Origin of the sequence: Desulfitobacterium metallireducens DSM 15288 (assembly GCF_000231405.2) — a bacterium.
GTDB lineage: Bacteria > Bacillota > Desulfitobacteriia > Desulfitobacteriales > Desulfitobacteriaceae > Desulfitobacterium_A > Desulfitobacterium_A metallireducens.
Map to the genome: position 1 here is coordinate 895,843 of NZ_CP007032.1, position 12,460 is coordinate 908,302.

At 43.5% G+C, this 12,460-nt stretch carries 11 protein-coding genes; 10 read left to right on the forward strand and 1 reads right to left on the reverse strand.

Translation table 11 applies throughout. From position 1 onward, the window contains the following. The first annotated feature begins 50 nt into the window (after nt 1-50). The 8 genes from purC (at nt 51) to DESME_RS04300 (ending at nt 9,665) form a co-directional block, all read left to right on the forward strand. Nucleotides 51-770 carry a phosphoribosylaminoimidazolesuccinocarboxamide synthase gene (gene purC, locus DESME_RS04265; protein ID WP_006715089.1) on the forward strand — a complete coding sequence of 240 codons (720 nt, stop codon included), beginning with the start codon at nt 51-53 and terminating at the stop codon, nt 768-770. A gap of 33 nt (nt 771-803) precedes the next feature. Beyond that, complete coding sequence (gene purF, locus DESME_RS04270; protein ID WP_006715088.1) at nt 804-2,210, forward strand: amidophosphoribosyltransferase; 1,407 nt, start codon at nt 804-806, stop codon at nt 2,208-2,210. A gap of 31 nt (nt 2,211-2,241) precedes the next feature. Then, on the forward strand, nt 2,242-3,258 hold the full coding sequence (gene purM / locus DESME_RS04275) for a phosphoribosylformylglycinamidine cyclo-ligase (RefSeq protein ID WP_006715087.1): 1,017 nt from the start codon (nt 2,242-2,244) through the stop codon (nt 3,256-3,258). Beyond that, the gene (gene purN, locus DESME_RS04280) at nt 3,255-3,827 is read left to right on the forward strand and encodes a phosphoribosylglycinamide formyltransferase (RefSeq protein ID WP_006715086.1); all 573 of its coding nucleotides are present in this window, start codon (nt 3,255-3,257) and stop codon (nt 3,825-3,827) included. The genes purM and purN overlap by 4 nt, the downstream gene beginning before the upstream one ends. A gap of 52 nt (nt 3,828-3,879) precedes the next feature. Further along, nucleotides 3,880-5,433, forward strand: a complete 1,554-nt coding sequence (gene purH, locus DESME_RS04285) for a bifunctional phosphoribosylaminoimidazolecarboxamide formyltransferase/IMP cyclohydrolase (RefSeq protein ID WP_006715085.1) — start codon at nt 3,880-3,882, stop codon at nt 5,431-5,433. A 26-nt stretch (nt 5,434-5,459) separates the two neighbouring features. Continuing rightward, nucleotides 5,460-6,725 (forward strand): phosphoribosylamine--glycine ligase, encoded by a 1,266-nt coding sequence (gene purD, locus DESME_RS04290; protein WP_025248657.1) that lies wholly within the window; start codon nt 5,460-5,462, stop codon nt 6,723-6,725. Nucleotides 6,726-6,961: 236 nt separating this feature from the next. Continuing rightward, complete coding sequence (locus DESME_RS04295; protein ID WP_006715083.1) at nt 6,962-7,516, forward strand: manganese catalase family protein; 555 nt, start codon at nt 6,962-6,964, stop codon at nt 7,514-7,516. A 139-nt stretch (nt 7,517-7,655) separates the two neighbouring features. After that, a complete protein-coding gene (locus tag DESME_RS04300; protein WP_006715082.1) occupies nt 7,656-9,665 on the forward strand; it encodes a methyl-accepting chemotaxis protein in 2,010 nt (669 codons plus the stop codon). A 167-nt stretch (nt 9,666-9,832) separates the two neighbouring features. Here the strand turns inward: DESME_RS04300 and DESME_RS04305 are convergent, their stop codons facing one another. Next, complete coding sequence (locus tag DESME_RS04305; RefSeq protein WP_006715081.1) at nt 9,833-10,156, reverse strand: CC/Se motif family (seleno)protein; 324 nt, start codon at nt 10,154-10,156, stop codon at nt 9,833-9,835. Nucleotides 10,157-10,244: 88 nt separating this feature from the next. Here DESME_RS04305 and DESME_RS04310 point away from each other — a divergent pair, with 88 nt between their 5' ends. Both DESME_RS04310 and DESME_RS04315 read left to right on the forward strand, forming a co-directional pair. Continuing rightward, entirely contained in the window at nt 10,245-11,447 is a 1,203-nt protein-coding gene (locus DESME_RS04310; RefSeq protein ID WP_006715080.1) for a helix-turn-helix transcriptional regulator, read from the forward strand. Continuing rightward, nucleotides 11,425-12,414, forward strand: a complete 990-nt coding sequence (locus tag DESME_RS04315) for a helix-turn-helix transcriptional regulator (RefSeq protein ID WP_006715079.1) — start codon at nt 11,425-11,427, stop codon at nt 12,412-12,414. Before DESME_RS04310 ends, DESME_RS04315 begins: the two co-directional genes overlap by 23 nt. Nucleotides 12,415-12,460 lie beyond the last annotated feature (46 nt).

The window sequence follows — 12,460 nt, forward strand, 5'->3', positions numbered from 1 at the left end:
GTTAAAGCAAACTAAATGTAAACTCTAATTTTGAAGGGAGATTATTAACGATGGAAAAACGCGAAATGTTATATGAGGGAAAAGCTAAAAAGGTTTTTATCACAGATCAAGCCGATCAATATCTCGTTGAATACAAGGATGACGCCACTGCATTTAATGGCGAGAAAAAAGGTCAAATCGAGGATAAAGGGGTTATCAATAATAAACTTTCTACTCTCTTATTTAAAGAATTGGAAAAGGTCGGCGTACCTACACATTTTATTGAGTTATTAAATGATCGTGAGATGCTTGTAAAGAAGCTTAAAATGTTGCCTTTAGAAGTTGTTGTCCGCAACATTACTGCGGGAAGTTTAGCTAAACGCTTGGGTACTGATGAAGGAGTGGTCCTTTCTCGTCCTGTTGTTGAACTTTATTATAAAGATGACGCGTTGGGAGACCCATTTGTAAATGAGTCTCATGCATTGGCGATGGGCTGGGCTAATATTGAGGAATTAAAGGAAGTTCAAACACTAGGCCTTAAAATTAATGAAGTGCTTCAAAAGATCATGGATCAAGCGGGGATTTTGTTGGTGGATTTCAAACTCGAATTTGGTGTCGCGGATGGAAAAATTCTTCTCGGTGATGAAATTTCTCCAGATACCTGCCGCTTCTGGGATAAAGATACGAAAGAGAAACTCGATAAAGACCGCTTTCGTCGTGATTTGGGTCAAGTCGAAGAAGCGTACATCGAAGTTTATCGCCGTGTGAGTGGGGTTCTCGTCCAAGCTTAAGAAATAAGGAAAAGGGATTAAGGAGGATTTGTTGTGCGGGAACCGGGAGATGACAAACCGAAGGAAGAGTGTGGAGTTTTCGGAATCTATGCACCTGAATTGGAAGTAGCCCGTCTCACATATTATGCACTATATGCATTGCAACACCGTGGGCAGGAAAGTGCTGGAATTGCCGTGTCTGATGGTCGTAAAATCGATGGGCATAAAGGGATGGGACTCGTCTCTGAAGTTTTTACAGTGCATCAGCTTTTGAAGTTGACAGGGAAAATAGCAATCGGTCATGTCCGTTATTCGACAACCGGTTCAAGTTTGCTTTCAAATGCTCAGCCACTCGTTGTTCATTACCAACAAGGGATGATGGCCTTAGCCCATAATGGTAATTTGACCAATGCACTTGAATTGCGCGAAGAGCTGGGAAAGGATGGCGTTGTTTTTCAGACAACCATTGACAGCGAAGTTATCGTTAAGATGATTGCTCGATATCGTCGGACTAATTTAGAAGATGCTCTAGTTAAAACCATGCTTGACCTGCAAGGCGCCTATGCTTTAGTGATCACTGCTGAAGATAAACTGATTGGCGTACGGGATCCGTATGGATTACGTCCCCTTTGTATTGGACAAGTGGGTGGAAGGTATTGCATTGCTTCAGAAAGTTGTGCTTTAGATACGATTGGGGCTGAGTTTGTCCGTGATGTAAAACCGGGTGAAATCATTACGATTGATGAAGAGGGCTTGCATGCTCGTCAAGGACTGCCTGCTCAAAAGTTTGCAGGGTGTGCGTTTGAATATATCTATTTCGCCCGACCGGACAGCACGATTGATCAGATTAATGTCACAGAAAGCCGGAGACAGATGGGTATCGAATTAGCGCGGGAGTGTCCAATTGATGCAGATATCGTCATTCCAGTTCCAGATTCAGGGATGTCGGCAGCGCTGGGGTATTCTGAAGAATCAGGGATTCCGTTTGCACAGGGACTTCTGAAAAATCGTTATGTCGGTCGGACCTTTATCCAACCTACTCAGGAAATGAGGGAAGTAGCCGTTCGTCTGAAATTAAATGCAAATGCAGGCGTTCTAAAGGGAAAAAGGGTCATCATGATTGACGACTCGATTGTCCGTGGAACCACGAGTTCAAGGCTTGTAGATTTGGTTCGCAAAGCGGGTGCTACTGAAGTCCATCTCTTGATCAGTTCTCCCCCAGTGACTTATCCTTGTTATTACGGAATTGATACAGCAGAGCGGGAAAAACTAATCGCCGCCCAGCTCGATAATGAAGGAATTAGAGAATTTATCGGAGCAGATTCTTTGCATTATCTAACTCCCGAGGGGTTGATCCGAGCTCTTGGAGGAAGATCTGTTTGCTTAGCGTGTTTTAGTGGAGATTATCCAGCCTCCGTTCCCTCCGAGAGGAGCGGCAAACTTAATTTAGAAATCTACTAAGAGAATTTAAATCTTCAAGGAGGGAATAGCAATGGGTTATACCTACCGCGATTCAGGGGTAGATATTGAGGCAGGCAGTACTGCTGTGGAGTTAATGAAACCAGCCGTTAAACGAACGATGCGTCCAGAGGTTTTAGGGGGTTTAGGCGGGTTTGGAGGGCTGTTCGCTCTCGACCTTAAGAAATTCTCCAATCCCGTTTTGGTTTCTGGGACGGATGGTGTCGGTACGAAATTAAGACTTGCTTTTCAGATGGACAAACATGACACCATTGGACAGGATGCGGTCGCCATGTGTGTTAATGATATTTTGGTGCAAGGCGCAGAACCTTTATTCTTTCTTGATTATTTGGCTGTTGGCAAACTTGATCCTGAGCGTGTGGCTAATATTGTGACCGGGGTTGCTAAAGGGTGCGAATTGGCTGGATGTGCCTTGGTCGGTGGGGAAACCGCTGAAATGCCAGGATTTTATCCTGAAGAAGAGTATGATGTGGCTGGTTTCTCCGTGGGCGCAGTTAACCGAGAAGACTTGATTGATGGTTCGAAGATTCAGGAAGAGGATGTTTTGATCGGACTTCCTTCTTCCGGTTTTCACAGTAACGGCTATTCGCTCGTGCGTAAGATTTTTGCTCCTTATGCGATGGATACCGTTTTTCCAGAGCTAGGGGAACCCCTAGGTGAGGCGCTCTTGCGTCCAACTCGTATTTATGTAAAGACCGTTTTACAACTGCTTTCCAAACATCAGATTCTCGGAATGGCTCATATTACTGGGGGCGGCTTGACGGAAAACATCCCCCGAGTGCTCCCCGAGGGACTTGGCTTGCGAATTTCAATTTCTTCTTGGGAGGTTCCCGCCTTATTTACCCTTATTCAACGTTTGGGTGAAATTGAAGCTGCGGAAATGCGTCGGACGTTCAATATGGGAATTGGCTTTGTTTTAATTGTTCATCCTGATGAGGTTAAGGCTGTCCAAGATGAACTTCAAAGTTTAGGAGAAATGAGCTATGTGATTGGGGAAGTGACCCGTGGGAAAGGGGTCGAATACGTGTGAGGATCGGAGTTTTAGCTTCAGGTCGGGGGAGCAATCTCCAGGCGTTAATCGAAGCCTGGCAGGAGGGTAAGTTTCCCGCTGAGTTTGTCGCAGTGGGTTCAGATCATGCTGAGGCACTGGCCTTGAAGCGAGCTGAAAAAGCTAATATTCCTCAGCGTGCCTTCCCGTTAAAGGATTATTCCACACGGGGGGAGCAAGAACAGGCTATTTTGGACTGGCTGAAAGAAAGTCAGGTGGAACTCTTAGTTCTCGCTGGATTTATGCGGGTACTAAGCTCTGATTTTTTAAGTGCTCTAAATTGTCCTGTCTTAAATATCCATCCTTCACTATTACCCTCCTTCCCAGGGCTTCATGCACAACGACAAGCTATTGAGTATGGTGTAAAAGTTGCGGGGTGTACCGTTCATTTTGTGGATGAAGGCTTAGATAGCGGACCCATTATTTTGCAAGAAGCGGTTCCCGTCGAACCAGGAGATACGGAAGAAACGTTGACCGAAAGAATCTTGAAGGTCGAACATAAACTCTATCCGGAAGCGGTTCGGCTGGTGACAACCGGTCAAATTAAATAGGGTAGTATATGAAGTTGAAAATAGATAATAATTAAAACGGAGGAAGGATAGAATGAAACGCGTAGTAATTAGTGTTTCCGATAAAACGGGAATTCTTGAATTAGGAAAAGGGCTAGCTGAACTAGGTTATGAGATTATTTCGACCGGTGGTACATTTAAAACTTTAAATGAAGCGGGTATCCCTGTGCGTTATGTAACCGAAATAACGGGATTTCCTGAGATACTTGATGGTCGGGTGAAGACCCTCCATCCTATGGTTCATGCAGGGATTCTTGCACGAGATACAGCAGAGCATCGCAAACAATTAGATGAAAATGGGATTGGTCTCGTGGATTTGGTGGTTGTAAACCTTTATCCTTTCCGCGAAACGATTGCAAAACCTGATGTGACTTTCGAAGATGCGATTGAAAATATCGATATCGGCGGGCCGACGATGGTTCGCGCTGCAGCCAAAAATCAGGAACGGGTTGCGATTGTCGTTAATCCGAAGCGTTATACGGAAATTCTGGAAACTTTGCGTCAAGAAGGCGAGATTTCTTATGCACTGCGCAAGCAACTTGCCGCAGAAGCCTTTGCTCATACAGCAGATTATGATAAAGCAATCGCGGATTATCTGGAAAAACAACAGGCTCAAGAAGCGGGTGCGACCAGCGTTTTCCCGGAAACCTTGCGACTCACTGCAGAGAAAGCCCAAGATTTGCGTTATGGGGAAAATCCACAACAAAACGCGGCCTTTTATCGTAATTCAAATTCTGAAGGCACTTTAGCTGGCGGAGTACAGCTTCAGGGTAAAGAACTTTCCTATAACAATTGGGTTGACATGGAAGCAGCTTGGTCTCTTGCACAGGAGTTCAAGGAGCCCGCTTGCGTTATTATTAAACATACCAACCCCTGTGGGGCTGCACTTGGAAAAACTCCGTTAGAAGCGTATGAACGGGCTCTTGAAGCAGATCCGGTGTCTGCTTTTGGTGGAATTATTGCCTTTAACCGCGTTGTAGATGCAGAATGTGCGCAACTCATTCATGAACGTTTCTTCGAAGTTATTTTGGCTCCGGAATTCAGCCCAGAGGCGAGAGAGATTTTTAAAGATAAAAAGAATCTCCGTTTAATCATTATTGGACGAAGAGGGGGCCAACACACTTCAGAAAAAGGCTGGAAAATACGCACGATCCAAGGAGGATTTCTTGTTCAGGAAGAAGATCTTGGCACTACTCCTTCCACAGAATGGGAAGTCGTTACCGAGCAAAAACCGACAGCTGAAGATTTACGTGAGCTTGAATTTGCATGGCAAGTTGTTAAGCATGTTAAGTCTAATGCCATTGTGCTCACTAAAAATGGCCAAACCCTAGGAGTTGGAGCTGGACAGATGAACCGAGTAGGGTCTGTTAAAATTTCGATGGAACAAGCTGGAGATAAAGCAAAAGGCGCCTATCTTGCTTCTGATGCATTTTTCCCGTTCCCTGATTCTTTGGAAGAAGCGGCTAAAGCTGGCGTGCGTGCAGTTGTTCAGCCTGGAGGTTCAATTCGAGATGAAGAAGTGCTTGAGGTTGCTAATCGTTTGAATCTGATTATGGTATTCACCCATCGGAGACATTTTCAACATTAAGCATCGATAGGAAGAAGGTGCCTGAGATAGGTAAGAAGGTTTTGATTGTCGGGAGCGGTGGCAGAGAGCATGCTTTGGCATGGAAACTGACCCAAAGTCCGGATGTAGAGCAGATTTATGTTGCACCAGGTAATGCGGGGACCTTGGGCTGGAATGTAAATATTATGGCGAACGACATCTCTTCTTTATTAGCGTTTGCTGAAGAAAAAGCCATTGATTTAACGGTTGTGGGACCAGAGGAACCCTTAACGCTTGGAATTGTTGATGCTTTTCAAGCGAAAGGGTTGAGAATCTTTGGACCGAGTCGCGCAGCAGCTCGTTTAGAGGGTAGTAAGTCCTTTGCTAAAGAAATTATGCATGCGGCGAACGTTCCAACAGCGCGTTGGGAGGTTTTCCAGGATTCACAAAGGGCAAAATTATACATTCAGCAAATTGGAGTTCCTTGTGTCTTAAAAGCGGATGGGTTAGCTGCTGGTAAAGGTGTAATTATTGCTGAGGATCTGGAAACAGCTCTACAGGCCGTGGATGAAATTATGGAAGGGGCCTTGAAGTCCTCAGGAAAAACTCTGGTGGTTGAGGAATTCTTAACCGGTCCGGAAGTCAGCTTGCTTTGTTTTACAGATGGGGAAAACGCCGTTCCAATGGTGCCTGTACAGGATCACAAGCGGGCTTTAGATGGAGATCAAGGACTCAATACGGGTGGGATGGGAACCTATACTCCACCCCCGTTTTGGACACCGGAATTAGAACAGCAAGTTATGCAAGAGGTTGTTCAGCCTACGCTTAAAGTTATGCAGGAGCGTGGCGAAACGTTTCAAGGGGTACTTTTTGTTGGGCTCATGCTTACCCCTGAAGGTCCTAAGGTCCTCGAGTTTAACGCTCGCTTTGGCGATCCGGAGACTCAAGTGGTTATGTTGAGAATGGAATCAGATCTTCTATCTGTTCTTTGGGCGTGTACGGAAGGTACGCTTCAGGATGTGCAGTTGAAGTGGAGTGAGGATACAGCCGTTTGCGTTGTGCTAGCATCTCCTGGATATCCGCAAGCTTACACAAAAGGAATTTCGATTCATCTGCCTTCTCAAGTCCAGGATAATTACGCGATTTTCCATGCTGGAACAGCGGCCACAAACGGGGGACAACTTGTCAATTCGGGTGGAAGAGTACTGGGAGTAAGCGCGAAGGCGCCAAACCTTGTTAAAGCCCGCGAAGCTGCTTATCAATTAGTTGAAAGCATTGATTTCCCGCAGGCTCATTATCGTTATGATATCGGAATCAAAGGATTAACGAACTAACACAGCTTCTCGCTCATTTATGGGCGAGAAGTTCTTTTATACGTATCAGAAAGTATAAGTTTTTATCGGTAGATAGTATAAGTGCAACTAAGGCTTCCGCCTGCGCTAAGGCTTGGCGCAAGCCAAGTTTTCTTTATCTCAGTTAAATTTTGCTAAAGGTAGCTTCCCTGTGTGAGCATCTTCTTCCCTACTTTCATATACTGTAGGCAGAATGGCGAACTAAGGGAGGGATCGGCGTGTATAATTACCGAAAACGTTTTTTTTATCCAATCCATGTTGCGAGACCAGATCCTGAGTTCGCTCAAATTCTCCTTGAACATTACGCAGGGCGAGATGGTGAACTGAGCCAAATTACCCAGTACTTAAGTCATCAGGCTAATATTTCAGATCGATTCGTTCGGGAATTGTATGGACTTATTATTGCCGAAGAACTTGCACATCTCGAAATCCTAAGCACCCTGATTCATAAGCTTGGCGGAGAATTGGGCTATTATGTGAATAATCGGGGTGAACCTTGGAAATTAGAATATATCGAGCAGGGTACGGACCCCCTTCAACTTTTAAAAATAGATATTGATTTGGAGTTAAGTTCCCGATCCTTGTATGAAAAAAGTGTAGAGAAGACAAAGGATCCGGGGATTCGTAAGATACTCCACTTTATAGGGCGGAGAGAAGAAATTCATCAGTCGCTCTTAGTTCGTTCTCGAAAGTTAATGATTGAAGGCGCTTGCAATGGTCAGTATAATCAGCTTATCTACGATTATAAGATGAGTCTTCAGGTATTAGAATAGTTACCGTGTAAGACAAGGGCACTCTGGGTTTTAGATTTTACCTGAGTGCCCTTTAATTAATGAGCAGGATTAAGTCAATTTGTGTCGAAATAAACTATATTGCAATTGAGAATTCTTTCCTAAAGGGAGGCCTGAAGCTATGAAAAATCGCTCAATGTCAATTAAGACAAGGATTACACTATTTGCAGCAGTTGTTATTTTTTTGATCGTAGGAGCGCTCTCTATAGCTAGCTTTTGGAATGCGGAAAAACTCTTAGCGTCCAGTGAGCAGGAGACAAAAAGGCTCGTGGAAAAAGGAATTCAGGATGAATTTACTACTCGCCTAGAGACTGCAAAGTCTTCGATTCTTTCGGTAACATCAAATCCGGAAATCGCCAAAGCTATGGCGAATCAGAATCGTGGAGACATAGCACGCATGGCACAACCTATTTTTGATACCGTGAAAAATGAAGGATTTAGTCAGATGCAATTCCATCTAGCACCAGCAACATCTTTTTATCGAGCACATAGTCCCAAGAAATTCGGAGATGATTTGTCTTCTTTTCGGTTTACTGTTGTTGAGGCGAATAAGGAAAACAAGATCGTTTCTGGATTAGAAGAAGGGGTTGACGGATATGGGTTCCGTGTCGTGGCTCCCATTACATATGAAGGAAAGCAAGTCGGTACTGCTGAATACGGTATGGATTTTGGAAAGGATTTTCTCAGCGAATTACAAAAGAAAAACGCGGGTGAATATTTTATTTATGTACTGAATCCGGATTCTTCTATGGTTAAAGGGGTTAAAGAAAATAAAGGACTCCTTTTGGGAACAGGGGAAGACACGTTTGTAGTACCCGATAAAGAACTAGAAGGATTACAGAGTGGAAACTCAAATACACTGATCAGTGCTGATGGAAAAAACAATATTCTCTTAGTTCCGTTTAAGGATTACAAAGGAGAAGTTAAAGGGTATATAAAAGCCGTACTTTCTCGTGAAGTAGTAGTTGCCAATATGAACAATCTAAGACAATGGGTTTTATTTATGGGACTGGGAGTCTTGATATTAGGGGTAATTGCCGCATACATATTATCGCTTTTAATCACTCGTCCTATTGTTGAGTTATCCCAAAATGCGGAGGTCTTAGCTCAAGGAAATCTTAATGTGAATTTGCGGACAAAATATTTTGGAGAGCTGGAAATGCTAGCAGTAGCGATGAAGAATATGGTTGAAAATACACGTTCTATTTGCTCTTCAATAAACCTGGCTATCTCTAATGTAGAATCTGAGGTTGAGGCAATATCGAGTTCCACGGAGCAATCCTCTAAAGGCTCTGAACAAGTAGCAACAAGTGTGAGTCAGGTGGCAATTGGTGCCCAGAACCTTGCTGAGACAACACAGGATATCAGTGCTCAAGCAAGTACGATAAATAGTAAAATGTTAACGTTTAGAGATCAGATGGTGGATATTGGAACAAGCACCTCTGAAGTAGTAGAGCGAACCCAAAGTGGTAAAGCAATGATGAATGATTTAGCTCAAAAAATGAAGGAATTTACAGATAGAGTAGAGGAAATACGCCAGACTGGAAAGAACTTGCGGGATCAGACCGGGGAAATTCGAGGAATTACAAATATTATTACGGGAATTTCGGATCAAACCAATCTATTAGCACTTAATGCAGCAATAGAGGCTGCCCGTGCAGGAGATGCAGGACGAGGGTTCGCCGTAGTCGCTGATGAAGTAAGAAAACTCGCTGAGGAGTCACGTCAAAGTGCGAAACATATTGAAGAATTGATTGAGCATATAACGCGCAACGTTGAGAGTTCGGTTGAGGCCACGGATGATGCTGCAGATTTAATCAGGGAACAGACTGGAATTGGAGATAAAGCGCAACATGAGTTTGCTGAGATCGCAGAGGGAAGTCAAAACGTTGCAAATCTCTTGAATGTGGTTGAAGTTGAAGTGCAAGAGATTGTGAGCATGACTCAAGCCATTGGACAAGCCGTTTCAGCAGTGGCGGACACTTCACAAGATGATGCTGCAGCAGCTGAGGAAATCGCAGCTTCTTCAGAAGAAATGAGTGCAGCGGCGAGTACGATTCAAGAAAGTACTGAGGTCTTGATGCAACACATGGATGAATTGAAAGCACAAAGTGTGAAGTTTATTCTGTAAAGATAGATTCCTAATTGTCACGATCAACTCCATCCTTTCTAGATTTTGTTACCCAGGGGAAATTAACATCAATTTCAAAAAAATGTCCAATCCTTTTAGGATTGGACATTTTATATTTTTGAATTAAAAATGTTTTTCTGATAAACTGAATTTTAACATGAGGGCAATTAGAATTTGATTTCCCAATTGGCAACACGAAGCCCTTTAAAAAGGCCAAACCCTGAAAGCTCGATCTTAACTTCCGGGCGTTTAGGGAGGTAACGATCATAGTAGACGGTTATTCCTTCAGCATTCATAGGAATGAAATTTTCAGGTTTAAGCGGATTGCCACGGCGTACTGCTGGAGGGGAAACGATAGGAATACAACATGCATCAAGATCCATGGATTCAATGTGAACTGAAGCTACTTGCTTTTGAAGCAAAAATTCCTTGGCTTCAGGTGTAAACGTAAAGGAGATTGCAGGATGTTGTATTTGAGTTTCTAGGTTCATTTTTAATACCTCCTGTCGATTATATTATTTATCATAACTTAATTATTCAATTTTGGCTATCTGGAATATTTGGAATGAGGGAATTGCTTTGAATAAAGTTAGACGTCAAACTGAGCTTATTAAGCTTATCGCGAAGGAACCGTGGCAACATACGCAGAAGGGGCTAGCCGAGAGATTCCTGACAAGTGAAGCAACAGTTAAACGTGATTTAGTGGAGCTCGCTCAGAAAGAATATATATTCGCAGAAAATGACGAGCAAGAACTTTTTTTACAGAGTCCTGGCTGGTGTGAGCTTACTCCGCTAAAAGAAGCAACACTGCGTCAGATGGAAATTTTAGAGCTCTTACAACGCTTTAAAGCGGGGCTGACCGTTGCGAAAATTGAGAAGCTGATTCATTCCGGTGCGGACGGAGAGACCGGAGAAAAAACAGTGGAAAGAATGGTTAAAGACTTGGTCTTTAAAGGGTTTGTTACTCGTCAAGGAAATGTATATTGCTTAAATCCAACGTGGATTCTTCCCCCGTTACAACTCAATGAACGTGAAAAACAGGTATTTTACGAAGCATTGAAGCTAACCAAAGCGCTGAGCCCCTTACCTGAGGTTATTCCGGCTCTTGAAGCAAAGTTGAATATCTCGCTCCCTCCACACGAAGAAATAGAGACGGTTTTGGTACAAGGGCGGACGCCTAGTCATAATATGCGAAGAATTCACATATGCAATGCATTAGTACAGGCTGCTCGATCACATCAAGTCATTAAAATTCTTTATCGTCGTGAGGGGGAAGAAACAGTTCAGGAAGTGCGAGTTTATCCCTTAGGCATTGTCTATTATTGGGTTCTTGATAAATGGTATTTGGCCACTAAAACGAAGAACGGAATGCGCACTTATGTCATTGATCAGATTCTGCATCTTGATCAGGAGGAAGAACATTTTGAGGGTAATTCGGATTTTGATTTAAAAACGTATTACGGATCGAGTTGGGGTATCTATCGGTGTGCTACCCCGACGGAAGTGAAAATACGTTTCTATCGCACGTATTCCACCCTTCAGAGGGTTCGTGAGGAGTTGCAGGGTCGTGTGAGTTGTCAATTGGAGGAAGACGAAGAAGGGCTTATCCTTACCGATCGTGTCGATGGAATCGCGGAGATCGCTGTTTGGCTCAGAGGATTCGGAAGTAGCGCACAAGTCTTGGAACCTCCGGAATTAAGAGAAAGAATGCGCGAAGAATGGGCTCGAATGTACGAACTCTACGGAAAGGAGGGCCAACATGACTTCAGTGGAACGCGTTGAGAAAATAATTGCGTTATTGCGGGCTCATTCCGTTCAAGGAATTTCCGTTATTGATTTAGCCAAAGCGTGTGCAGTTCCTCTGGCTACGATTCAACATGATCTCGAGATGATGCTCAATTCTTTCGAAGTACAGCTCCCTATCTTCACTGATCAGGATGAGCAAGATGATGAGGAGAGGGGAGATTATGAAGAAGATCTCTTTGAACCGCATGTCAAATGGTATTTACTCCAATCCGATTCTCATAAATCCCTTTTTCATATCAATATTGGGGAAGCGTTAGCCCTAGTCGATACCTTAAATTTACTTGCTACGGAGAGCTCAGAGAAGGAAACACTAAAACAAAAGTTGCTTGCTCCATTTGATTTTGAGCAGGAGGGGAACTATCGCTTGATCAAAGGGAATTTGACCCCTCTAGAATTGATTGCACCAGAACTCTTTTTGTCTTTAGAAAATTCAATTCTGCAAAAGAAAAAGATCCAGTTCAAATACGGAGAAAAAATGGTGATAGTTGAGCCTCTAGGGCTCGTTTATTACTCTCGGTTAAGATGCTGGTATCTTGTAGCACGTCACGATGAGATCGTTAAAAGCTATCATTTCCATAAAATTGAGGACATTTTGAAGCTTAATGAAGGATTTGAACTGCCTGAACACTTTAAGCTTAAAGCATGGCTAGCGCCTCATTGGGGAATGGAATTTGGGAAACCCATGGACGTGAAAGTTCGTTTTTATGAACGTTCGCATACTCTGGATAAACTTAAAAAGGATGTTGCTCATCGACCATCTTGTATACTAAGCCAGGAACAGGCGAACACATGGGTCATGGAGGATCAAATTATTGGTGAAAATGAGTTTATCACGTGGTTACTAGGCTTTGGATCTGCAGCCGAGGTTTTGGAACCCCAGGAACTCCGAGGGAAGATGAGGGAGCGAGTGAGTCAAGCGCTGAGTCGGTATTTGCAGGAATAGAATCCCTATAATTGTAAGCAAAAAACTGTCGTCCCCTTGGTGTATC

Excerpts from the sequence above, each read along its gene's own strand:
- purC (WP_006715089.1), top strand. The coding sequence starts at position 51 with ATGGAAAAACGCGAAATGTTATATGAGGGAAAAGCTAAAAAGGTTTTT.
- purM (WP_006715087.1), top strand. The coding sequence starts at position 2,242 with ATGGGTTATACCTACCGCGATTCAGGGGTAGATATTGAGGCAGGCAGT.
- DESME_RS04315 (WP_006715079.1), top strand. The coding sequence starts at position 11,425 with ATGACTTCAGTGGAACGCGTTGAGAAAATAATTGCGTTATTGCGGGCT.
- purH (WP_006715085.1), top strand. The coding sequence starts at position 3,880 with ATGAAACGCGTAGTAATTAGTGTTTCCGATAAAACGGGAATTCTTGAA.
- DESME_RS04300 (WP_006715082.1), top strand. The coding sequence starts at position 7,656 with ATGAAAAATCGCTCAATGTCAATTAAGACAAGGATTACACTATTTGCA.
- DESME_RS04305 (WP_006715081.1), bottom strand. The coding sequence starts at position 10,156 with ATGAACCTAGAAACTCAAATACAACATCCTGCAATCTCCTTTACGTTT.